22 protein-coding genes and 1 rRNA gene are annotated in these 22,509 nt (G+C 37.9%); 17 read left to right on the forward strand and 6 right to left on the reverse strand.

Going from position 1 to position 22,509, the window contains the following annotated elements:
* The first annotated feature begins 135 nt into the window (after nt 1-135).
* From rrf to CUS89_RS12035, 4 genes are all read left to right on the forward strand, one after another.
* Nucleotides 136-251 (forward strand): 5S ribosomal RNA (gene rrf / locus CUS89_RS12020).
* A gap of 206 nt (nt 252-457) precedes the next feature.
* Complete coding sequence (locus CUS89_RS12025) at nt 458-1,672, forward strand: metallophosphoesterase family protein (protein WP_104872302.1); 1,215 nt, start codon at nt 458-460, stop codon at nt 1,670-1,672.
* Nucleotides 1,669-4,392, forward strand: a complete 2,724-nt coding sequence (locus CUS89_RS12030) for an ATP-binding protein (RefSeq protein ID WP_104872303.1) — start codon at nt 1,669-1,671, stop codon at nt 4,390-4,392. Before CUS89_RS12025 ends, CUS89_RS12030 begins: the two co-directional genes overlap by 4 nt.
* Nucleotides 4,376-5,320, forward strand: a complete 945-nt coding sequence (locus tag CUS89_RS12035; protein ID WP_065096617.1) for a 3'-5' exoribonuclease YhaM family protein — start codon at nt 4,376-4,378, stop codon at nt 5,318-5,320. Before CUS89_RS12030 ends, CUS89_RS12035 begins: the two co-directional genes overlap by 17 nt.
* Before the next feature lie 394 nt (nt 5,321-5,714).
* On the opposite strand, the gene CUS89_RS12040 is transcribed toward CUS89_RS12035, so the two are convergent.
* The 3 genes from CUS89_RS12040 to CUS89_RS12050 form a co-directional block, all read right to left on the reverse strand.
* On the reverse strand, nt 5,715-6,743 hold the full coding sequence (locus CUS89_RS12040) for a peptidylprolyl isomerase (protein WP_065096618.1): 1,029 nt from the start codon (nt 6,741-6,743) through the stop codon (nt 5,715-5,717).
* A gap of 181 nt (nt 6,744-6,924) precedes the next feature.
* Nucleotides 6,925-7,272 carry a YtxH domain-containing protein gene (locus CUS89_RS12045; RefSeq protein WP_065096619.1) on the reverse strand — a complete coding sequence of 116 codons (348 nt, stop codon included), beginning with the start codon at nt 7,270-7,272 and terminating at the stop codon, nt 6,925-6,927.
* The gene (locus CUS89_RS12050; RefSeq protein ID WP_104872304.1) at nt 7,265-7,699 is read right to left on the reverse strand and encodes an HIT family protein; all 435 of its coding nucleotides are present in this window, start codon (nt 7,697-7,699) and stop codon (nt 7,265-7,267) included. The genes CUS89_RS12045 and CUS89_RS12050 overlap by 8 nt, the downstream gene beginning before the upstream one ends.
* Nucleotides 7,700-7,834: 135 nt before the next feature.
* On the opposite strand from CUS89_RS12050, the gene CUS89_RS12055 reads away from it, so the two are divergent.
* The 4 genes from CUS89_RS12055 (at nt 7,835) to trmB (ending at nt 11,684) form a co-directional block, all read left to right on the forward strand.
* On the forward strand, nt 7,835-8,572 hold the full coding sequence (locus CUS89_RS12055; protein WP_065096621.1) for an ABC transporter ATP-binding protein: 738 nt from the start codon (nt 7,835-7,837) through the stop codon (nt 8,570-8,572).
* Complete coding sequence (locus tag CUS89_RS12060) at nt 8,565-9,776, forward strand: ABC transporter permease (protein ID WP_104872305.1); 1,212 nt, start codon at nt 8,565-8,567, stop codon at nt 9,774-9,776. The genes CUS89_RS12055 and CUS89_RS12060 overlap by 8 nt, the downstream gene beginning before the upstream one ends.
* A 363-nt stretch (nt 9,777-10,139) precedes the next feature.
* Nucleotides 10,140-10,919, forward strand: coding sequence for a phosphotransferase family protein (locus tag CUS89_RS12065; RefSeq protein ID WP_104872306.1), 780 nt, complete (start codon nt 10,140-10,142; stop codon nt 10,917-10,919).
* Between the two features lie 114 nt (nt 10,920-11,033).
* Nucleotides 11,034-11,684: a tRNA (guanosine(46)-N7)-methyltransferase TrmB gene (gene trmB, locus CUS89_RS12070; RefSeq protein WP_010734194.1), complete on the forward strand. Its 651-nt coding sequence runs from the start codon at nt 11,034-11,036 to the stop codon at nt 11,682-11,684.
* Between the two features lie 63 nt (nt 11,685-11,747).
* Here the strand turns inward: trmB and ade are convergent, their stop codons facing one another.
* Nucleotides 11,748-13,481: an adenine deaminase gene (ade, locus tag CUS89_RS12075; RefSeq protein WP_104872307.1), complete on the reverse strand. Its 1,734-nt coding sequence runs from the start codon at nt 13,479-13,481 to the stop codon at nt 11,748-11,750.
* A gap of 130 nt (nt 13,482-13,611) precedes the next feature.
* Here ade and comGA point away from each other — a divergent pair, with 130 nt between their 5' ends.
* From comGA to CUS89_RS12120, 9 genes are all read left to right on the forward strand, one after another.
* Nucleotides 13,612-14,538: a competence type IV pilus ATPase ComGA gene (gene comGA, locus CUS89_RS12080; protein ID WP_104872308.1), complete on the forward strand. Its 927-nt coding sequence runs from the start codon at nt 13,612-13,614 to the stop codon at nt 14,536-14,538.
* Nucleotides 14,495-15,544, forward strand: coding sequence for a competence type IV pilus assembly protein ComGB (gene comGB, locus CUS89_RS12085; protein WP_181055365.1), 1,050 nt, complete (start codon nt 14,495-14,497; stop codon nt 15,542-15,544). Before comGA ends, comGB begins: the two co-directional genes overlap by 44 nt.
* Nucleotides 15,541-15,822 carry a competence type IV pilus major pilin ComGC gene (comGC, locus tag CUS89_RS12090; RefSeq protein WP_104872310.1) on the forward strand — a complete coding sequence of 94 codons (282 nt, stop codon included), beginning with the start codon at nt 15,541-15,543 and terminating at the stop codon, nt 15,820-15,822. Before comGB ends, comGC begins: the two co-directional genes overlap by 4 nt.
* On the forward strand, nt 15,803-16,270 hold the full coding sequence (comGD, locus tag CUS89_RS12095) for a competence type IV pilus minor pilin ComGD (RefSeq protein WP_104872311.1): 468 nt from the start codon (nt 15,803-15,805) through the stop codon (nt 16,268-16,270). Before comGC ends, comGD begins: the two co-directional genes overlap by 20 nt.
* A 58-nt stretch (nt 16,271-16,328) precedes the next feature.
* Complete coding sequence (locus tag CUS89_RS12100) at nt 16,329-16,562, forward strand: hypothetical protein (protein WP_104872312.1); 234 nt, start codon at nt 16,329-16,331, stop codon at nt 16,560-16,562.
* Entirely contained in the window at nt 16,546-16,971 is a 426-nt protein-coding gene (gene comGF, locus CUS89_RS12105; RefSeq protein ID WP_258082421.1) for a competence type IV pilus minor pilin ComGF, read from the forward strand. Before CUS89_RS12100 ends, comGF begins: the two co-directional genes overlap by 17 nt.
* Nucleotides 16,943-17,296 (forward strand): competence type IV pilus minor pilin ComGG, encoded by a 354-nt coding sequence (gene comGG, locus CUS89_RS12110; RefSeq protein ID WP_104872313.1) that lies wholly within the window; start codon nt 16,943-16,945, stop codon nt 17,294-17,296. Before comGF ends, comGG begins: the two co-directional genes overlap by 29 nt.
* A 171-nt stretch (nt 17,297-17,467) precedes the next feature.
* Nucleotides 17,468-18,475: a class I SAM-dependent methyltransferase gene (locus tag CUS89_RS12115; protein WP_104872314.1), complete on the forward strand. Its 1,008-nt coding sequence runs from the start codon at nt 17,468-17,470 to the stop codon at nt 18,473-18,475.
* Nucleotides 18,476-18,499: 24 nt separating this feature from the next.
* Nucleotides 18,500-19,681 (forward strand): acetate/propionate family kinase, encoded by a 1,182-nt coding sequence (locus CUS89_RS12120; protein WP_062806107.1) that lies wholly within the window; start codon nt 18,500-18,502, stop codon nt 19,679-19,681.
* Between the two features lie 235 nt (nt 19,682-19,916).
* Here the strand turns inward: CUS89_RS12120 and CUS89_RS12125 are convergent, their stop codons facing one another.
* Nucleotides 19,917-20,900: a LacI family DNA-binding transcriptional regulator gene (locus CUS89_RS12125; RefSeq protein WP_104872315.1), complete on the reverse strand. Its 984-nt coding sequence runs from the start codon at nt 20,898-20,900 to the stop codon at nt 19,917-19,919.
* 12 nt (nt 20,901-20,912) lie between these two features.
* Nucleotides 20,913-22,391 (reverse strand): sucrose-6-phosphate hydrolase, encoded by a 1,479-nt coding sequence (locus CUS89_RS12130; RefSeq protein ID WP_104872316.1) that lies wholly within the window; start codon nt 22,389-22,391, stop codon nt 20,913-20,915.
* Between the last annotated feature and the right edge of the window lie 118 nt (nt 22,392-22,509).

Genomic DNA, 22,509 nt, shown 5'->3' on the forward strand with positions numbered 1-22,509 from the left:
GATGTATGGAGCGGACTGATACTAATCGATCGAGGACTTAACCAAAATAAAATGAAAAAACTCGGAGAGTTTCTTACTGATACTTCAAATCCAGTTTTGAGTGAACAAGATTTACTCAATATAGATAACACCAAGTGTGGTGGCGATGGCGAGAAGGATACACCTGTAACCATGCCGAACACAGAAGTTAAGCTTCTTAGCGCCGATTGTAGTGAGGGGTTGCCCCTTGTGAGAGTAGGACGCCGCCACGCAAATGAAAAACAGTTGAACGAAAGTTCAGCTGTTTTTTTGTCTGGATGCGAACAAATTTTCGGTTTTTTGCTGAAAAAAAGCAATGGAAATGTTATGATAAACCATGTATAAACCAAAAAAGCCAACAGATATCGATCTGTTTTAGTAAAGCGATACAGACAAACTTGTATTTTATTATCTTATATTATGGGGAGGTAGTAGCCTAATGGTCAAATTTATTCATGCGGCAGATTTGCATATGGATCGTTCATTTGAAGGACTAGTGGGAATCGATGGAAAAGTTCAAAAGAAATTATTACGGGCTAATTTGACCGTACTTGAAAATATTGTGGAACAGGCAATCAAACATCAGGTTGATTTTGTTTTGCTAGTTGGGGATAGCTTCCACCAGCATCGTCCTTCGCTAAAGATCCAAAAGCATTTTTCGGAACAAATCAAGCGTTTAGGAGAACACAATATCTCAGTTTTTTTAACATTTGGTAATCATGATTTTTATCAAAAAGAGAGATATTGGTTTGAATTCCCCGAGAATCTTTCTTTGTATACGTCGGAAACAGTAGAGACACAGCAATTAACAACTAATGTTGGTGAAACAATCGCACTCAGTGGATTTAGTTACACAAAACAATGGATCACTGATGAAAAAGTACCTGAATTTCCCCAACGTTTTGCTGTTGACTACCATATTGGACTCTATCATGGTGAAATTGGGTCAAATCATGGGAATTATGCACCATTTCAATCAAAGCAAATGGAAGCAAAAGGCTACGACTACTGGGCGTTGGGACATATCCATGTTCCCACCAAATTAAATGAAAAAGGAACAATTCTTTATCCCGGTGCACCACAAGGACATACCAAAAAAGAAGAGTCTGCGACTTCAGTAGTTCTAGTTGAACTTCAGGGAGCGACTTGTCGAACAATACCTATAAAAGTTGCAGAAGTTTATTGGGAACGCCAGCAAATTTCTCTCAGGGAAGTGAAACAAACGACGGATGTACTGAAGAAAATCCAACAAGAAGTAGTTGAACCCAATGCGATGACACTCGTCGAATTTGAGATCATTGATTATGAGCACTTAGATCAGGAAGTGTTGGATCGTATTCACTCCGGAGAATTATTAGATTATTTGAAGGAAGAAATAAATAGGAAATTTTCAAATTTGATTATTTGGCGTATATCTACTTTAGAAAGAGATAATGAGGCGAAAATTTCTTTATCTGCTTCAACAGCGATGTTTGAACAACTATTCGAAAATTACCAAACAAAGGAAGATTTTCAGCATATACTACAAGAAGCCTACACAAATCAAGAGGCAATCAAAGTGTTGGATCTACTACCGGATTTTCAAGAATCTACGATACAAAAGGCCCAAGAAATCATTCGGCAAGACTTTTTGTTTGAGGGGGATACTGAATGAATATTTTAAAAATCGAAATAGCAGCTTTCGGAAAGTGGCGTCAGCAAACCTTTGATTTTACCTCTGGCAATCAGTTGATTTATGGTGAAAATGAAGCGGGAAAGTCAACGATCTACCAATTTATCCAAGCCATCCTTTTTGGGTTTCCATCTAAAGGGAAGAAAAAGAAAGATTACACACCGCGAGACGGTTCTGCATATGGTGGGAAAGTATGGCTGAATCATCCCATACATGGAGAAATTTATGTTGAGAGATATAAACAACAAAATAGAGGTAAATCGAAGGTCACATGTAATGGCCAAAGTGGAAGTGATGAACTCTTAGAAAAACTACTTTCACCTTTGACGAAAGAGTTATTCCAACAGGTTTTTACATTTCAACAAGAGCAACTGAGTGAACTTGCTCATTTAACAGAAAAAGAATTACATGACGCGTTGATTTCATTAGGAATCACTGGAAGTTCTCATGTCTTTCAAAAAAGACAAGAATATTATCAATCAGCTGATAAGTTGTTTAAAAGAAAAGGTCAAAAATTAGTGATTAATCAGCGACTAAATGAATGGAAACAACTACAAGAAAAGATTCACCAAAAGCAAGAGCAAGAGGCGATCTATAGTCAATGGATCATGGAGGAACAACGTCTAGCAGAACAGCAACAGCTCTTATTGCATGATATCGAACAAATCAATCAAAGACTTACGTTATATCATCAACAAGAATTGAATTTCTCTTTATATGAAGAATGGCAATCACTGAAAAAAAATATGCTAGCTGAAGTACCGGATGAATCATTGATACAAGATTTAGAAGTATTTACCAAACGTTATCAACAAATGAACGAACGTCTGGAAGAACTTGAAGCTTCATTAGAGCGACATAGTGGGATGGATCAGCAGTCTGCACGTTATTATTTTTATTTAGAACAAGAACAAGAGTTGAAAGCACTACAGCAAAAGCAATTTTCAACTGAGCAATTAATGGATGAGTGGCAAAGACTGCAAGTAGAAACAAGGGAAACAGCGTCCGAATTGAAAATCTTGGAACAGCGTTGGCGCTGGGATCGTTTGCAACGACCACAGGAATTTATTGATGATAAAGAGTGGCGTTCTTTGTATACGATGGCGCAACAATTAAAGGATCACCATAATCAGTTGGCGATTCGCTTTGATATTGTGAAAGAACAGCAACAAACATTGGAAGCCGAGATCAATGAATTAGAAGTAGCCCACCCAACATTGATCCAAGCAGGACCGATCCAAGAAGTTCCAGAAAAACAATCCTTTTTAAAATTTTACATTAGTGCTTTAGTGTTAGCTGCAATTGGCTTATTCTTGCCCATGCCAGGGAAAATCTTAGGGCCCTTGCTTGCGTTAGGTGTGGTTGCCTATACGTTTACTCGTAGAAAAGGTAAGATACAACCAGCCCAAGGATTACCAGAAATCAAAGGGAAATGGCAAGAAAAATTAGGACAACTGGATATCGTATTAGCGCAATTAGAAGAACTTACCCAAACACTCAATGAAAATAAACGTAAACAACAAAATTTAGAGCAATCAGTTACTGATTATGCCTATGGTCATTCATTGGGGACGATGAATACGATTGAAACGATGAAAAATGAGGGCCAAGAAGTAACAGATTACCAAAAGCTTTATGCTGTTTTTCAAAAGAAACAACAACGGGAACGAGAGATACAAGAACAGCTATTACAGATAGAAGAGGCATTCGAGTTAGCAAAAGAGTGGTTACCACTACAACATAAATCGCTCTCAGAAAAAATGGATCTGTTAGCAACATTTATCCAAGAGATGGAACAAATGAAATATGCTAGAAGTTATCAACAGAATACTTTATTGAAACAAGAAATCAATGCCTTGAAAAAGAAACAAAAAATGTGGTTGGAGGAATACAAAGAACAATTTGCTAGAGCAGAACTTTCCTATCCATCAGAAGTACCGATCTTTTTACAAAAGGCGGAGCAAACGAAACAACAACAAGCGCGTTTTGAAGAATTGACGCATATTCTTTCCCCGATTTTTAAAACTGTCATTACTTATAGTCAGTTGCAGACTCAGATTGCTCATGAATCCGAACGGTTGCAAGAACTAAAGAGGGAAGAAAGTACGAAGAGTGAGCAACGTCAACGCTTGCAGTTGCAAATTGAAGGACTACAACAAGACGGGACATTAGATGAATTATATCAACAGGAGAGTCTCCAAAAAGCACAACTACAAGTCTTATTTGAGGAGTGGGGCGGCTTAGTGATTGCTGGGACATTTTTAGGTGATCTTTCGACAGAATTAAGTGAACGGCAATTACCACAGTTACTCAAATTAGCTGGAGACTATCTAAGTATCCTAACTGATCGACAGTACCAAGAAATACAATTGAGAAACGATACATTGACATTAACAAATGGTACAGATGAGTTTCCGATTTATGAACTATCGACAGGGACAAAGGATCAGATGATTATGGCGATGCGGTTTGCTTATCTTGCTTTGGAAGCGAAACGTTCGATCTGTCCAGTGATAATCGATGATGGTTGGCTACACTACGATCATAAGAGAAAATACCGTTTAGCTAAATTGCTAGCTGAATTTAGCAAAACCTATCAAGTAATCTGCTTGTCTTCTGACCAAGAAATGGTAAGCTATTATCATGAGCTAGAACAATCTGTGAGAAAGTTAGAAGGTGCAAATAGTGAAAAAAATACGTGAATTAGTCGTTGATGAACAATTCGAACAATTCGTTTTGATCAAAAATGCAGATGTAAGAATCGCTAAGAACGGTAAGAAATTTATCGCTTTTACATTTCAAGATACATCAGGAACAATTGATGGCAAATATTGGGATGCATCAGAAGACGAGATCAAAAAATTTACACCAGGAACAGTTGTTTTTTTAAATGGTAAACGCGAGGTCTATCAAGGAAATCCGCAAGTAAAAATCTTGCATATGCGTTTAACAAAAGTTGATGAACCGAGTGATCCAAGTTTGTACATGGAAAGAGCCCCATTGAAAAAAGAAGAAATGGAAGAAGAAATCAATCAATTGTTATTTGAGATCACAAATGCACATTGGAATCGAATCGTGCGTTATTTACTCAACAAATATCAAAAACAATTTTTTGAGTATCCGGCAGCCAAACGAAATCATCACGCATTTGCTAGTGGATTGGCATACCATACAGTATCAATGTTACACTTAGGTAAAGCGATTGCTGATGAATACCCTGAATTGAATCGTCCCCTACTTTATGCGGGAATTATCTTACATGATTTAGGGAAAGTGATCGAGTTGTCCGGCTCAATGGCAACTGAATACACGTTAGCTGGTAATTTAGTGGGTCATCTTGTATTGATTGATGAAGAAATCACAAAAGCTTGCTTGGCGTTGAAAATCAGTGAAGAAGAAGAGGATGTCTTGATTTTGCGTCATATGGTCCTATCACATCATGGGTTGTTAGAATATGGTTCACCTGTTCGTCCTCGGATCATGGAAGCTGAAGTCTTACATCAGATCGACACGATCGATGCCTCGATGCAAATGATGACTACTGCGATTCGTCAAACAGAGCCAGGAAAATATACGGATCGAATATTTGGTCTGGATAATCGTAGTTTTTATGTACCAAAACAGAAATGATGGTCATTGTTGGGTAGGTATTGAAAGATACGTAATAATTTAATATATTGCTATCATCTCACTAGTTTTAAAGAGGTCGAAACAGAAGTGTTTAGCCTCGATGAATAAGGTGACATCCACGAAAATTGTTTTTCAAACTTTTGGGGATGTCGCCTTATTTCCGAAGAGGGGACTTTTGTTCCCGTCGTTTATTCGCTTTTAGATGGTTCGAATGGATTATTACTCCAAACATTTTTATGAACCCAAATAATTTTTCATTTTCCGTTAGCAGAGACGGATAATGAGAAATTATCGTATTCAAAAAAAGTGGTTTAGGATGAGTTTTATCATCCTAAACCACTTTTTTAATACTTTCTCTAGCATTCATTTTTAAATGCCTAGACGCGTATAGTGCTTATTCGTTTGTTGATTCAGTCGTACTTTGCTCTGTTTCAGATGCTTCAGTAGAATCAGTTGATTTTGTTTCAGAAGTCTTTGTTTCTGAGCTTTCTGTTGCTGAGTCTTCAGTTGAAGATGTACTTGTCGTAGCTGAAGTAAATGGTGTCAAGATGTTTTGGAATGCGTCATCTTTGATTTTTACATTCGCTTCTTTTAGTTCTTCACCGATTACTTTTGTTGTAAATTCGCTGTCATTTACTTTTGCTTGAGTCGCAATTTCTTCTAATTGATCTTTGAATTTATCCATGTCGTTTCCTTTATCTTGGTTTTTCACCATTTTAACGACATAGTATTCTGTTGCGTAAGTAGAAGGATTTGTTGCAGTGATCACATCTGAGATCTCACCGTCTTTAAGTTTGAAAGCAGCTTCTTTTACTTCAGATGGAACAGTTTGTGTTTCTGAGTCAAACTTGATATTACCACCATCGTCTTTAGTTGTATCTGTTGATTTTTCTTTTGCTAGTTCTTCGAAATCTTTGCCGTCATCAGCTGATTTCTTAACTTCTTTTGCTTCGTCTTCACTAGCAACTTTGATGATTTGTGCTTCTACTTCTGGATGGAATGTTTCCCAAGTTTTCTTCAAGTCTTCATCTGTCAATTTCACATGAGATTCGATCCCAGCTTTAAAGACAAGATTATTACGAAGGAATTCTTTGTAGCTTTCTTCTGTAAATCCAGCAGATTCTAATTGTGTTTCGAAGCTGTCACCATAAGTTTCTTTTGTTTTATTATATTCAGCATCTACTTCTTTATCTGAAACTTTATCGTTGTATTTGCTATTGAATACATCATAGATGACCATTTGTTGAAGTAATTGTTGGTTTGCTGATTCAGATTTTGCTTTTTCATAAAAATCAGCGACGGTGATTGTACCGCCTTTCATGGTTACGATATCCTTATTTGTATCCCCGCCACCAGAACAAGCTGCTAGTGTTAGAATAGCTAACGCACTTGTCGCAGCTAAAATTATTTTTTTCTTTTTCATTTAAGTTTTGCACTCCTGTAATTTATTATTGGTTTTCACAAATATTACTATACCATATCTATTAGCGAATAAAAACGTTCTGACTGATAGTTTCAAACAAAATTCAAATTTTTGTCACATTCCACTCAACTTGGTACATGAAAAAGACACATAGATATCAAAAGTGCTTGTTTTTGCGTCATTATTGCACGTCTGTCAAGGCTTCAGGTAAATGTGCCGAAAGTTTTTCCACTTGCTCTTGGATTTGTGTAACTCGTGGTTCTGCTTGGAATTTGAAATTTTCAATGTCTTTTTCGATTGATTCTTGAAAAGATGGAATAACAGTTTCAGCTGTTCTTTTTGTTTCAGATAACGCCTGCTTAAAATGATTCAAGCTGTTATTTAACTCGTTGGTCAATTCAGTTGCTTCATCTAATTCTGCAATCAATTTCTCTCTGGTCTCATTTCCGCTGCGTGGGGCAAATAATAGTCCCGCTGCTGCACCAGTAACAGCACCGAATACTAATCCTTTTAGAAAATTTTTAACCATGAATCGTCACCTGCTCTTTGATTTTTTCTTGGATAGCCGTCATTTCTTCCGCTGTATAATCTGCTTGATGATTTCCAAAGTGGATGGAGAAGTCATCTTTTTTACTATAACGTGGAACTAAATGGAAATGGGAATGAAAAACGGTTTGATAGGCTAGTTCTCGGTTATTATTGATAATATTTAACCCTTCCATTTCCGGAAATGCTTTTTCAATGGAACGAGCAATTTTGGGGATGCGAGCAAAGACATCACTGGCTAATTCTTCGTTATATTCAAAGATATCAGTTACGTGTTCTTTAGGAATGATCAATGTATGACCTTTGGTTGATTGAGAGATATCTAAGAACGCATAGATTTTCTCGTCTTCATAGATTTTATAACTAGGGATCTCTTGCTTGATGATTTTACAAAAAATACAATTGTCCATATAAAAACACCTTTCTTCTATTCAAGTTTCGTTACCTCAACTTTAACATAAGTTCATGAGAATGCACGTAAAAAATAATTGGAGGTGATTTGCTTCGTGGTATAATGAAGACAGTATATTAACGGAGGAAGAAATATGAGTTTAAAAATCGAACATGTAACAGGAGGCTATGGTCATTTACCTGTTTTGAAAGATATCAGTTTTAACGTTCAGCCTGGAGAAATGGTTGGGTTGATTGGTTTGAATGGAGCAGGGAAAAGTACCACGATCAAGCATATTATCGGCTTGCTTGAACCAACGAAAGGCAAAATAGAGATCAATCAATTATCCCTTAAAAAGGATGTAGAAAATTACCGTAAACAAATTGGTTATATTCCAGAAACACCTTCATTATATGAAGAACTTACTTTAAAAGAACACATTGAAGTAACGGCGATGGCTTATAACATTCCAATGGATATCGCGATGAAACGGGCAGAAAAGTTGTTACACACATTTCGTTTGTCCAATCGATTAGAGTGGTTTCCAGCGAATTTTTCAAAAGGAATGAAACAAAAAGTCATGATTTTGTGTGCTTTTTTGATTGAACCATCTTTGTATATCATTGATGAACCTTTTCTAGGACTAGATCCGTTGGCAATCAATGCCTTGTTGGAATTAATGGTCGAGATGAAAAATGAAGGGTCTGGTATTTTGATGTCTACGCATATTTTAGCCACTGCTGAAAAATATTGTGACCGTTTTGTCGTTCTTCATGAAGGAGAAATCAGAGCAGATGGAACGTTAGAAGAGTTGCAGACTGCTTTTAGAATGCCAGAAGCATCCTTAGATGAAATCTACATCGCGTTGACGAAGGAGCAAGGTTATGAATGATTTTTTTCAAAAAAGACTAGCAAAACATCATAAAAAAATGATGAAATACTTACGCTATGTATTCAACGATCATTTTGTATTAGTCTGTTTGTTTTTGATTGGGGGTCTAGGACTTTATTATTCTAACTGGCTAAAAACACTGGAGGCTCCTTTTTCGCTTGGAGGTATCGTCGTCTCGTTGATTTGGTTGATTTGCTTGGCCGTTGGGAAAATCGCAACTTTTGCGGAACCAGCAGATTTAGTTTTTCTTCTACCAAAAGAAAACGAGATGAAAGGATACTTGCAACGAGCTTTTCGTTATTCTTGTCTTTTCCCGATGGTTTTTCTAGGATTAGTGTGCGGATTTGCGATGCCGTTAGTCGTTGTTTCAACGCAACAACCATTTTCGCTGTTTTTTGTTTATTTACTTATACTATGGAGTTTGAAATCTAGTCATTTACAGCTGAAACGAACAGATTTTTATCGTTTGGAAGAAACACGTAAAAATCTTTTTAAATATGGCTGGTGGGTCTCGTCATTTGGTATCTTACTTCTCTCTTTTTATGGGAATATTTGGTTGGGACTGATTCTTTCATCAGTTCAAGCTGGAATCTATTATTGGTTCTTATGGAGAAATCTGTCCGCTCATTTAGACTGGGAAAAAATGATCCAATTAGAAAAACAACGTTTGCACCAAATCTATCAGTTCATCAATTTGTTTACAGATGTGCCGGAGATCACCGCGAAAGTCAAAAGACGCCGTTATCTTGATCCTGTGATACAAGGAATCAAGAAAGAAACGAAAAACACGTATCTTTATTTGTTTGCTCGACGTTTTGCTAGAGGGTCAGATTTTATTGGCTTGTATGTACGTTTGACAGTGATCGGCTCGATCATTATCGCCGGAATCAACGACCTATACTTTACTTTAGGTATCGGCTCATTGTTTCTATATTTGATTGGCTTTCAGTTATTACCGTTATACAGTCAGTTTCGCTATATGATCTTGGTCCAATTGTATCCTATCCCAGAAAGTCAAAAAAGTGGAGCGCTCCAACGTCTTTTGACGTGGTTATTAACTTTTGTTGCTGTTTTATTTGGAGTGATTGCTGCGGTTGTTCTTGATGGAAATGAGAGATGGCTACCTATCTTGGTTTATCTTATTGTCAATGGACTCTTGATCAAATGGTACGTGCCATCGCGGATCAAGAAGATTGCGGAGTAACATTTGAAAAGTAAGTGGTGTGACCAGAAAAAGGAATCTTCTTGGATCGAAATTCAGAAGTAACATTTGAAGTGAGCTGAGAATCCTCACTTTTTTATGACAAATAAATAGGGATTCATGTAGGAAAGTCCGAAATCACTTTATGTTTTTTCGAACTTTCCTATTTTTTTCAATAGTCCAAAAAGTGTGTGCTAAACCTGATGAATAAGAAGAAATCACTAGGGAGTTTTTTTATTTTGATAAAAGTTGGTTTTTTAGAGGGCAAAAGATAGAAAAAGAACGTATATGTGCTTGACGTTCAAGACTTGGGCGACTAGAATAATAGATACTGCAAACATATAGTAGAGGACGGGAGAATGCGCGATGGAGTTTCAGTTAGACCAAGAGTGGCGGTTACGCCCCATCAAAGGTGACACAGGAAAAACATACATAGGCATGCGTGATAAAGACAAGGTTTTTATCAAGAGAAATACAACGCCAATGCTCGCTGCACTCTCTCGTGAAGGCATTACGCCGAAATTAGTGTGGACTAAGCGAACAGGAGATGGCGATACCTTGACCGCACAAGAATGGCTGGAAGGCCGATTGTTGACGCCTAGTGAGATTGGTCAAAGAAATGATGTCATTGATGTACTGTATCATCTACATCATTCGACATCTTTAAAAACGATGCTATCTCGAATTGGTGGTAGGGTAATGACCCCTCAAAAAATGCTCCAATATTATGAACAAGATTTACCCGATAGCTTAAAAAACAATCAATTTTTGCAACTCGTTTATCGCTATTTGTGTCAACAAATCCCTTCGGTGGACAAGGAAAAACTAGCGGTCGTGCATGGAGATGTCAATCATCGAAATTGGTTAGTCTGTAAAAATTATTTATATTTAGTTGATTGGGATTCGATCATGTTCGCTGATCCGGCTGTAGATATTGCAACCATTTTAGGGAATTACGTGCCTTTGTCTAGCTGGAACCAGTGGTTGATCAGCTATGGCATCCGACCAACAGATGAAATTCTAGAAAAATTACATTGGTATGCGGTGATGAATTTATTACAAGAAATCACGCGCTACTGCAAACGTGAAGATTATCGACGAATGAATGAAGAGATTTTACAACTCAAACGAATTTTTAGTGGTTAAGCTCGGATATTCAGTTGATTTTTTTATTTTTAGGGGCAATACCAATAGCGATTTACAATAAATTCAGTAGAATCTAAAGAACAATCTTTTGTAGGAATAGAGAGGAAGAAAAAGATGCGTGTTCGTAACCGACCAAATGCAGCAGAAATGCTAGCCGCTCATCCAGAGATCGTCATCAGTGAGCCAACAAAATGGCGTGGAAAATGGAAAGAATTATTTGGAAATGATCAACCAATCCATATTGAGATCGGTATGGGAAAAGGTCAGTTTATTACTGGGATGGCCAAAGCGCATCCAGAAATCAATTACATCGGGATCGAAATGCAAGTGAGTGTCGTATCGATTGCTTTAGACAAAGTATTGGAGGAACCACTACCCAATTTAAGATTACTGCATGTGGACGGTTCTGCTTTAACTGAGTACTTTTCAGAGAATGAGATCGACCAGATTTATTTGAATTTTTCAGATCCATGGCCCAAAAAGAGACATGAAAAACGTCGATTGACGTATCGTACATTTTTAGCTGTCGATGAAGAGATCTTAAAACCAAATGGCGAAATTCATTTCAAAACAGATAATCAAGGATTGTTTGAATATTCGTTAGCTAGTTTTTCACAATACGGGATGCGCCTTAAAAAAGTTTGGCTTGATCTACACCAAAGTGACTTTGAAGACAATATCATGACAGAATATGAAGAGAAGTTTTCTTCTCGAGGCCAAAGAATCTATCGTGTAGAAGCACAATTTGTGGACAAAACTAAATAAAAAAAGAAGAGGGGAGGAACATTGAGTTCCTGCTCTTCTTTTTTGTTATGCTCTTTTTTAGTATTATTGGTCACAGACTGGGATCAAATCAAATTTTGAAAAAGAGAAGAGCCCCATATCGGTGATTTTCAATTCAGGAATAACTGATAACGTTAGAAATGAAAGTGTCAAGAATGGATCGAATGCTTCACTTGCACCTAACTGATGCGCTTGATCAGTCAAGTTCAGCAACTGTTGATTAACTGTTTCATAAGGTTCTAGTGACATCAAACCGCCAATAGGCAAAGGTAAACAAGCTAATTCGGTTTTCTGATCTACAACGATCATCCCGCCGCCTTTTTTGATTAATTGTTCAGCAGCGTAGCACATATCTTCATCATTTGTTCCTACAACGACGATATTATGTGAGTCGTGAGCCACAGTAGTAGCTAAGGCACCACTTTTTAGTTGGAATCCTTTAACAATTCCTAGACCAATATTTCCTGTAGCATGATGCCGTTCGATGACAGCGATCTTTAGTTGATCATCTGCCACTGAAGGAGTAAAAGAACCGTTCTCGACTTGGACTTGCTCCAATAAATCATTTGTCAGTAAACTATTTGGAATGATCTCGATGACATGAGCGGTTGTTGAAGATAAAGCTAGTTCCAAAGAGTGTGGACCAAATGGTGCAACCGCCATTTTCGGTAACGCATCGATGGCTGGCTGATTTTTTGCTTCTGTAAGATCCGGAACCAACTGTCCATCTAGAACAACCGTTTTCCCTTGATGGAATACGGTATTGATCGGCAACTTATTCAAGTCATCTGTTAAGAAGAAATCTGCCTGATAGCCTGGTGCTACTGCCCCTAAATGTTGTAAGCCGAAGCATTCTGCTGCATTTAATGAAGCCATCTGGATCGCTTGTAGTGGGTCCATCCCCGCCAAGATTGCTTGGCGAACGATGTGATCGATTGAACCCTCTGCTACAAGATCATCGATCAATTTATCATCGGTCACGAATAAACAGCGACGTGAATTGTCAGGTGTGATAGCAGGTAAGAGTGCCTGTAGATCTTTCGCGACGGTTCCTTCTCGAACCATCAAATACATTCCTAGCGCTAAACGTTCCTCCGCTTCTTGGGCGGTCGTTGCTTCGTGGTCTGTGCGAATGCCCGCAGTTAAATAAACGTTTAAGTCGTCCCCGTTGATTCCTGCGGCGTGGCCATCGATTTTTTTGTTCTTTTGATGCATCAGCTGTAATTTATCGATAATCGTTTGCTCATTTGAAGCGACTGCCTGATAGTTCATTACCTCAGCTAGACCAAGTACTTCAGGATACTCAAGAAAAGGAGCAAGTGCTTTTGCATCTAAGACAGCACCACTTGTTTCAAATGGTGTGACAGGTACACAAGAAGGCAGCATGATAAATATATTCATCGGCGTTTCTTTCGCATCTGCTAACATAAATTCAAGACCCAAACTTCCAGCTACATTTCCGATTTCGTGAGGGTCAGTTACTACTGTTGTCACACCATGTAATAGAGAGATTTTCGCAAACTCTTTAGGTGCTAACAGAGAACTTTCGATATGCACATGACCATCGATCAGACCAGGAACTAAATACTGTCCTTTTGCATCATAGATAGTCGTACCTTCGTATTCCCCAATACCTACGATTCTTCCGTCGCAGACAGCGACATCACCCTCCATGATCGTTTTCGTAAAGACGTTGACGATTTTTGCATGTTTGATAACTAAATCAGCGGGTTGTTTTTTTCCTGCAACTGCAATGTGTTTGTTTAAGTGCGAATCCACTCTGAAACCTCCCCAAATAAATTTTTACTAGTATAACATAAATTCGGATTTAACCCATGATTTTCATTAAATTTTGTAAAAATAAACGATTCATCTGAAAAAGACGTATATTTTTTTGGAGGGCAAAGAAATGAAGATAAAAGATTTAGCTAATGAGATCATTTGTGGAGGAGCTAAAAATAAAGTGCAAGATATCTATATTTTGCCATTCGCAGAAGAATTTAAGATTTATTTCCGTACAGGTAAAAGACGAACATTCCAACGGTCGCTTTCTCTTGAAATCGGCCAGCAATTGATCGCTAGTTTCAAGTATCTAGGACAAATGGATATCGGTGAAAAAAGAAAAGCACAATTAGGCTCACTGACTTATTTAGTGGATGAACGAAAAATAAGGCTAAGGCTTTCGTCAGTGGGTGATTATTTACAAAGAGAGAGCTTGGTTATCCGGATACTCTATGCGTTGAGGGAAAAGAGTTTTCGTTGTTTTGTCCCCAGAGACTTACAAATCATTGAACGTGGTACGATCGAACGTGGGTTGTTTTTGTTCAGTGGTCCTGTTGGCTCTGGGAAAACCTCATTGATGTATCATCTTGCTCATAGAAATGAGGAACAAGTGATCACGATCGAGGACCCAGTAGAAATTGAGGAGCCATTGTTTTTACAGTTACAAGTCAATGAAAAAATCGACCAGACGTATGATCAGCTATTAAAACTAGCCTTGCGTCATCGTCCTGATTTATTGATTGTCGGTGAAATCAGAGATAAAAAGACAGCAGATGCAGCAATTCGGGCAGCATTGACGGGCCATCGTGTATTTGCTACAGTCCATGCACGAGACCTCAAGGGAACCTTGGCAAGGATGAAGGAACTAACGAACAACGATGGATTTGACGAATGTTTGTCCGGCATTGTCTATCAAGAGTTGCTGCCTGATTTTAATGAACAACCGACGGCATTGTGGTCTTTTTATTTTCCTGACAATGAAATCGAAAGAAAAGAATGGAGAGCTAGCTATGAAGAGGCACAAAAAAATGTTTGGCAATCCTATCCATTTTAAAAAGATGGATCACAAACAACAAGCTCGTTTTATCCAAACGATCGGTGAATTACTCTTGAATGGCTTTAGTTTACAGCAAGCGATTGATTTATTGGAATTGCTTCGACTGATACCACAAGTTTATGTCCATTTCGCCAAAAGAAATCTTCAAGCTGGCGAATCTTTTCATTTTGTCCTTCAGCAATTGGGGTTTAAGCAAGAGCAACTCGTACAGGTGGAACTAGCAGAAGTCCATGGGAATTTAGTCGAAACTTTAAAGGGTATCGCTGAACAATTTCGATTGATTGAACAATTTCGAAAAGAATTAAAAAAGGTCATCAGCTATCCACTAGTATTACTTGTCTTTTTAATCGGTATTTTTGTTAGCCTACGTGAGTTCGTCTTGCCTCAATTGCTTCAGACCGACATGGTCACTGCGACACATTGGGGGATTCGATTGCTTCAATCAAGTCATTGGCTATTCTTGGGTGTCTTTGGTAGTAGTGTTTTTTGCTGTTCAGTGATTTTTTTCCGCATGAAAAAGTGGGAGGTTATCAAAAGAAGTGAGTGGATCAGTAAGCGCGGGGTGATTGGAAAGCTCTATCGTTCCTACCAATCAGCTTATCTAGCACTAGAAATAGGCAAACTATTTTATGAAGGCCTCGACTTGAAACAAATCATTCGTTGTTTGAAAGAAACCAAAGAAGGAAGTTTGGTCCAAGCTTTAGCGTATCAATTAATGGAAGGGCTCGAACTAGGTATTCCTTTAGCGCAACAATTTGAGCAATACCCTTTTTTGACGACAGAGTTTAGTCGTATCGTACTACAAGGAGAAGCCAAAGGAAATTTAGGCAAAGAATTGTTGTTTTACAGTGCTTTGACACGTAAAGAATTTTTCCAAAAGATCCATCGTTGGTTATACTGGGTCCAACCAGTCCTTTTCTTAGGGATCGCTGCATTGATCTTACTGATTTATGCGGCTATCTTATTGCCAGTATATGGAAATATCGAGGAGGTCCTAATATGAAGAATAGAAAAAGAATGGCTCGGCTAAAAGGTTTTACACTGATTGAAATGTTGATCGTCTTACTCGTCATCAGTGCATTAGTTTTATTATTTGTCCCAAATATTTCTCGTTATCGTGACCATGTCAATAAGGAAGGACGTGAAGCAGTCTTGCAATTGATTGATGCTCAAAGTGAACTTTACGCATTACAAAATGATGGAAAGATCCCAAGTATTGATGAGCTGTTACGAGAAGGATACATCAAACAGGAACATGCCGATGCGTATCGCAAAAACTAAACAACACCTCACCGAAGCTTACACTTTAGCAGAAACGATCATGGTCTTAATGGTTTCCCTCTCTTTCTTTATCTTTCCTGTGCTTTCATTCCATTCTTTAGAAAAAGAACAATCGATCCATCGTTTTTTTGATCAGTTAGAAAAACGGATCGACCTCGTGCAACAAAGCGCTATTATCCATCAGCAAGCCACTCGCTTTTACTATGATCCAAACCGCCATAGTCTTTTATTTGAGGTGCCTTCTTACTCATCAATGGAGTGGCAAGTGTTACCGATTCCTGAAGCATTGACTATCCAACGTCATGCACCGATTACTTATGCTGCAAAGACAGGAAACGAAAGCTCGTTGAAGGCGTATGAATTTTATTGGTCAGAAAAGAAACAAAGAATCATTTACCAATTCCAACTAGGGGGTGGTCGCTATATCAAAAAAATCCAAGCTAGCTAGTTTTGTATTGCTTGAATCGCTAACTGCGCTAATGATCACAGCCATGAGTATGTATATTATGAGCTCAGGTAATTTGTTCTTGATCCGACAAGAACAAACAAAAGACCAAGAAATCCTTCTGTTGAGGACACTGTATGAAGACGTGAGAAACTATCGTATGTACGGAGAGGTACCGACAAGACCAGCGGAGTGGGAACAGGAGACTACAGTAATCGATGCGCAAAGCCAGAGAATAAGAAAAGTTTCAATCAGTGATGGAAATGAAGTGATCGTCATTGAACGGAAAAAATAAAGTATCTGCTTTTACAATGATTGAATGTCTGATCGCGTTACTTATTCTAAATACGATTCTTTTATCATTTGGTCTCTTTATTCGACAAAGTGAAAAGATGAATACATTTTTTCAAAAAGACGAACAAACAGAATGGTTGATTTTCTTAGCTCAATTCGAAAACGAAATTGCTTCAAGTCAACGTATTTCGATCATTGAGAATCGCTTATATTATGAAAACGAGAAAACGTTCGTCATAGAAGGCTATCAGCAAATGATCAGAAAACGGGGAACTGCTGGTGGCCATCAGCCGATGCTGACAGGTGTTACGCGTGTCCAATTCAAAGAAGAAGATCAAGTGATTTTACTGCATGTCGAATTTATGAATGGAGATAACAAGTATGGTATTTGGACAAAGCCAAAAACATAGGCGATTAAAAGGGAATGTGTTGTTTTCGACCTTAGCACTTTTTCTGCTGTGTTTATTCCTCATGCAAGGTTTCCTCGAAAGTTATCGTCTAAAAATAGACAGTTATTTACGTATCAAAAAATATTACCAAGCAAAGATCATCAAGCAAATGTTTATGATGGAATCCAATCAGTTGGAAGAGCAAGGCAAAGGGGAGTATGATTACAATGTAGGCACAGTCCAGTATACAGTCAAACAGGACCTAGTGGAGCTAGTAATAACTGTTTCACCTTTCCAATTTGAATTTACAGAGCGAGTCATTGATACAGATAATACTACAGATTAAGAGGTTCCAAAGCAATAACCGTTCTTTTCTGTAATACAGCTGTTTTGAAGGTGTTGAATGTTCGCTATTTCACAAAGAAAAAGGATGAAAACGATTGAAATTTTAGCAATTGTTCGTTAGAATTAAACAGGTAAAATAATTGTTATAATATATCTAGAAATGAGGCGCACGATGTTACCAGAAAAAATGGAACAAGGGTTTGAGCAAAACCTGGAAGCTATTCAGCTTTTACAAAACGCATTGGGAACTTCTTTTTTAGAAGCTTATGTTGAAAATGCCGAAAATTTAAGAGACAACTATCAAGTACGTGTAGTAGATGGCGTACCAAATGAAAAGACAGCCCAAAAGATCTCAGAGCTTTATCAAAAACTGAGTGAGTTATCTTTCGAACCGGAAGAGTGGCGTCGTTTGTCGCAGTTGCTTTTGTTAAAGGGAAGTCAAACCGAGCACTTACAAGCAAACCATCAATTGACACCAGATAGTATTGGTTTCTTGTTTGTTTTCTTGATCGAACAACTATTCCCAGATCATAAAGAAAAAATCGGTGTCTTGGATATTTCAGCAGGAATGGGCAATTTGTTATTAACAGTTCTTTTAAACCTAAAGATTGCCGGATACCACACAGAAGGTTTTGGTGTGGATATCGATGATACACTACTGGCTGTTGCGGCTTCTACAAGTGAGTTGACGCAAGCGAGTGTTCAATACTTTCACCAAGATGGATTACAAGACTTATTGATCGAACCAGTTGATGTCGCTATCAGTGACTTGCCAATCGGATTTTATCCGAATGATCAAAAAGCGCAAGACTTTTTGACAAGCGCGACAGAAGGTCACAGTTATGCTCATCATCTTTTATTGGAACAAGCAATGAAATACGTCAAGCCAGATGGCTTCGGTTTGTTCTTGATGCCGAGCAATTTCTTGGAGACAGAGCAAAGCGAGTACATTAAAAAATGGTTTAAAGAAGAAGGCTATCTTCAAGGTATGATCCAATTACCGGATGAGTTGTTCCGAAATAAGCAATCACAAAAAAGTATTTTGATTTTACAGAAAAAAGGCAAACAAGCAAAACAAACCAAAGAAGTACTGCTTGTTAAACTTGATTCACTAAAAGAACCAGAGAAGGTGACGAAGTTTTTTAACGAATTTAAAAACTGGAAATCAGCTTCCTTATAACTATTTACCAAAAAGGAGAGTAACATGTCAAAAACAATTGCAATCAATGCTGGAAGTTCAAGTTTAAAATGGCAGTTATACCAAATGCCAGAAGAAACTGTAGTCGCTAAAGGAATCGTTGAAAGAATTGGATTAAATGATTCAATTTTTACAATCAAGTATGGTGAAGGCCAAAAATTTGAACAAATCTTAGATATTGATGATCATGAAGTTGCTGTAAAAATGTTATTGGATCAATTGATCGAATTAAATATTTTAGGCGCATATGATGAAATCACAGGTGTCGGACATCGTGTCGTTCACGGTGGAGAAACTTATGGTGACTCTGTAGTCATTGATGAAGAAGTAATGGCACGCATCCAAGAATTAGCAGAATTTGCGCCATTGCATAATCCTGCCAACTTAATGGGAATCAAAGCATTTAAGAAAATTTTGCCAGATATCCAAAGTGTAGCTGTCTTTGATACGTCTTTCCATGCGACTATGCCGAAACACAATTACTTGTACAGCTTACCAATCGCTTACTACGAAGATTTTAAAGTGAGAAAATATGGGTTCCACGGAACAAGTCACCGTTACGTTTCTGAACGTGCGGCAGACATGTTAGGTAAACCGATCGAAGACTTAAAAATCATTACGTGCCATTTAGGAAATGGTGCTTCGATCACTGCTGTTGACGGTGGTAAATCTGTTGATACATCAATGGGCTTCACGCCATTAGCAGGTGTAACGATGGGTACTCGTTCTGGTGATATCGATCCAGCGATCTTACCTTATCTAATGGAAAAATTATCGATCGATATCAATGAAATGGTTGATATCTTAAATAAAAAATCTGGTCTTTTAGGGTTAACAAATCTATCTAGTGATATGCGTGACCTTGAAAACAATTACGATAAAGAAGAAATCCGTTTGGCTTATGATGTGTTTGTTGACCGTATCCGTAAATACATCGGTGGCTATGTAACAACAATGAACGGTGTCGATGCAATCGTCTTTACTGCGGGTATCGGAGAAAACGATGGTCATGTGCGTAACGAAGTCATCAAAGGTATGACATGGTTTGGCTGTGAGATCGATCCAGAATTGAACAAATTACGTGGTGAAGAGTTAGACATCTCAACAAAAGACTCAAAAGTCAAAGTATTAGTCATCCCAACAGATGAAGAATTAATGATTGCACGTGACGTAGAACGCTTGCGTTAAGTTGGTTCAAATAAAGAAGTAATGGATGTTTGTCCGCGTGATTTTAATGACGCTAAGAAATTAGCCGGATTAATATAAAGTTTCTATAAAAAGAGAGTTGGACATTGTCCAGCTCTTTTTGGTTTTTTGCCTGACTTAAATCAGCTGAACGAAGCTAGAAGCAACGCCTAAGAAAAGTATATCTTCTAGTAATAGGAAATTAGAAGATACACTTTCGTTCAAATAGCTGATCATCTTATGTCGTGCTTCCTTGAATCAATTTCACTGGTAACACATAGTTAGATTCAAGTGGTTTCTCTGGATCTTGGATCCGTTGGAGCATTAGGTCGACTAAGATGTCAGCAATATCTGTAATTGGTTGTGCGATGGTCGAGAGCTGTGGGAAATAATTTTGAATCATTTTTGTTCCATCATACCCGATGATTTTTATTTCTTCAGGAATTTTAATGTGCAATTCTTGACAGAGATTATAGGCTAAAATAGCAGTTAAATCATCTGTACAAAATAAAGCATCAATTGTTTCCATTTCTAAAATCCGTTTGATCTCTAAATTTTTTAAAGCAGTTGAGCGAGCAGTGGAATGAAAATGAAACACGTGCGGCTCTAACTGGAATTCTTCCATAAATGCCAAATATCCATTCAATCGTTGATTGGTCGGTGAATTTGATTCTTGGGAGCCAGTTAAAATGGCAATGTTTCTGGCACCTTTTAAATAAAGGTTTTCGGTAGCTAAGTATCCACCACGTAAATTGTCACTACTGATAATTGGAATTCCTGCTGCTAAATAGCGGTCGAAGGAGACAATGGGTAGTTCAATATTTTCGTATTCTTGGATACCCAGATTATGCGCTCCAGCAAGGATACCATCTACTTTGTTTGCAGCTAACATGTTGAGGTAGTTTCGTTCTTTTTCTTTATTGTTTGCACTATCGCATAATATTGAACGGTATCCTAAATCAAATAGCTTACTTTCTAATTGTTCGACTAATTCACCAAAGAAAGGGTTAGCAACTGTAGGAAAAATCAAGCCAATCAATTGGGTGTTTTTTCCTTGAAGAGAACGAGCCAATGAATTGGGTTGATAATTCAATTCTTTCATTGCTTGATTTACTTTATCGATTGTTTTTTGGCTCAGTGAGCCGTAGTTATTGATGACACGTGATACAGTGGTTGGTGAGACTCCAGCCTTTTTGGCTACATCGGTTAATTTAACAACCATTTAACTTACCCTCTATTCATTCATTTTACGTAACTTCCAAAGCGTTCCTGAGAAGGCATGGTCACATTCGATCAAGAGTGTGGTCTGTTCGCTTGAAGGGAAAATTCGGGCAGTAGCCGTTTGTTTACCGTCATTGATAAAGATTTCGACTACAGAAATATCAACAAAGATTTGTAAAGACAAAGGTTCTTGTGAAATTGTAAATTCTCTGGTGACACCATAATCTTCTGCAAATACTTCTCCTGATAAGCTACGATCTATTTTCATTTTACCATGCCTGCGATCGAAAGAGAGGATCAATCCGTTATTTCCCATGGGATCACTACATAAATGAATTTTTCCACTTTGATTTTCTTTAAACTCTAAGTTGATTTCGTAGCGATTTTGCTCGGTATTTATCTGTGAGACTGATTGATTCAAAGAACATGGCGGATCAATCCGTAATTGACTCATTTCTTTTACAGGACGTTGATGGAGTGTCCCATTTTCGATCGTCAACTCTTTGACGATACTTAAACAATGAGCCCAGCCAAATGGATCAGTCGGATAACTAATTTCAGGCAACCCGATCCAACTAACTGCTAAGGCACGACCATCAGGAGCGTTGAATGCTTGAGTAGCATAAAGATCAAAGCCTTCGTCAAGATTTTTAAGGGTTGAAGGTTGGGTAAGTTGATTCGTTTCGATGTCATAGGCTTCTCCGATGATGTAAGCATTCGGGTATATATTTTGATACTCCAAATTAGACTGTTCTAAGCCTTGTGGACAAAAGAGCAATAGCGCTTTTCCGTCAATGAATACTAAGTTAGGACACTCGATCATAAATCCCATCGATTGTTGCGTAAATTGTAAAGGACCTGCGTAAGACCAAGTGTCTAGATCGGGACTACGGTAAACTAAAATTTCCCCTTGTTTATTTTGATTTTGTGCACCCAACAATAACAAATATTCGTCTTTATAAAAAATCATTTGAGGATCTCGAAATTCTTGTGTATAGCCGTAAGGTGGCTTAGAAATCAGTGGGGTGGTTAATTTGGATAGTTCGCCATTAGGTTGCATCCATGCACCCAACTGATACGAAGTGCGTGTCCAATTTTCATCACGGACATTGCCTGTATAGGCCAAAAATAATTTGTCATTAACCGGAAGTGCTGAACCGGAATAGACGCCATGACTATCATATGATGTGCTGGGTAGAAGTTTCAATCCTTCCTCTTGCCAATCGACTAAATTCTTAGAAGTCAAGTGGTACCAAGATTTTAACCCATGAACCGTGCCCATCGGATAAGCTTGGTAAAATAAGTGCCATTTGTCGTTGAAAAAAGAAAAACCATTTGGGTCGTTCAACAAACCAGTAGGTGGTTGAATGTGGTAATCCAAACGCCAAGGAGAATGAGCTACTTGTTCCTTTAACAGTGTTTGATACTCTTGAGGCCACGCCTGATAAGCTTGATAACGTAGTTGACGTGTCCATTTAAAATTATTATTCATAAGTACGACTCCTTGTAAACGTATTCTATTATAGAATAGCTCGAACCAACATCAATGTCAAACGTATATCATTATTGTTATTTGTATTATTGTTTTTCTGGTTATTTATTTTAAAATA

This window comes from Enterococcus mundtii (assembly GCF_002947535.1).
In the GTDB taxonomy this organism is placed as follows: Bacteria; Bacillota; Bacilli; order Lactobacillales; family Enterococcaceae; genus Enterococcus_B; species Enterococcus_B mundtii_B.

Excerpts from the sequence above, each read along its gene's own strand:
- comGB (WP_181055365.1), top strand. The coding sequence starts at position 14,495 with ATGAAGAGGCACAAAAAAATGTTTGGCAATCCTATCCATTTTAAAAAG.
- comGA (WP_104872308.1), top strand. The coding sequence starts at position 13,612 with ATGAAGATAAAAGATTTAGCTAATGAGATCATTTGTGGAGGAGCTAAA.
- CUS89_RS12030 (WP_104872303.1), top strand. The coding sequence starts at position 1,669 with ATGAATATTTTAAAAATCGAAATAGCAGCTTTCGGAAAGTGGCGTCAG.
- CUS89_RS12120 (WP_062806107.1), top strand. The coding sequence starts at position 18,500 with ATGTCAAAAACAATTGCAATCAATGCTGGAAGTTCAAGTTTAAAATGG.
- trmB (WP_010734194.1), top strand. The coding sequence starts at position 11,034 with ATGCGTGTTCGTAACCGACCAAATGCAGCAGAAATGCTAGCCGCTCAT.
- CUS89_RS12040 (WP_065096618.1), bottom strand. The coding sequence starts at position 6,743 with ATGAAAAAGAAAAAAATAATTTTAGCTGCGACAAGTGCGTTAGCTATT.
- CUS89_RS12130 (WP_104872316.1), bottom strand. The coding sequence starts at position 22,391 with ATGAATAATAATTTTAAATGGACACGTCAACTACGTTATCAAGCTTAT.
- comGG (WP_104872313.1), top strand. The coding sequence starts at position 16,943 with ATGGTATTTGGACAAAGCCAAAAACATAGGCGATTAAAAGGGAATGTG.
- CUS89_RS12125 (WP_104872315.1), bottom strand. The coding sequence starts at position 20,900 with ATGGTTGTTAAATTAACCGATGTAGCCAAAAAGGCTGGAGTCTCACCA.
- CUS89_RS12045 (WP_065096619.1), bottom strand. The coding sequence starts at position 7,272 with ATGGTTAAAAATTTTCTAAAAGGATTAGTATTCGGTGCTGTTACTGGT.
- CUS89_RS12055 (WP_065096621.1), top strand. The coding sequence starts at position 7,835 with ATGAGTTTAAAAATCGAACATGTAACAGGAGGCTATGGTCATTTACCT.
- CUS89_RS12050 (WP_104872304.1), bottom strand. The coding sequence starts at position 7,699 with ATGGACAATTGTATTTTTTGTAAAATCATCAAGCAAGAGATCCCTAGT.
- CUS89_RS12100 (WP_104872312.1), top strand. The coding sequence starts at position 16,329 with ATGAGCTCAGGTAATTTGTTCTTGATCCGACAAGAACAAACAAAAGAC.
- comGD (WP_104872311.1), top strand. The coding sequence starts at position 15,803 with ATGCGTATCGCAAAAACTAAACAACACCTCACCGAAGCTTACACTTTA.
- comGC (WP_104872310.1), top strand. The coding sequence starts at position 15,541 with ATGAAGAATAGAAAAAGAATGGCTCGGCTAAAAGGTTTTACACTGATT.
- CUS89_RS12065 (WP_104872306.1), top strand. The coding sequence starts at position 10,140 with ATGGAGTTTCAGTTAGACCAAGAGTGGCGGTTACGCCCCATCAAAGGT.
- CUS89_RS12025 (WP_104872302.1), top strand. The coding sequence starts at position 458 with ATGGTCAAATTTATTCATGCGGCAGATTTGCATATGGATCGTTCATTT.
- CUS89_RS12060 (WP_104872305.1), top strand. The coding sequence starts at position 8,565 with ATGAATGATTTTTTTCAAAAAAGACTAGCAAAACATCATAAAAAAATG.
- CUS89_RS12115 (WP_104872314.1), top strand. The coding sequence starts at position 17,468 with ATGTTACCAGAAAAAATGGAACAAGGGTTTGAGCAAAACCTGGAAGCT.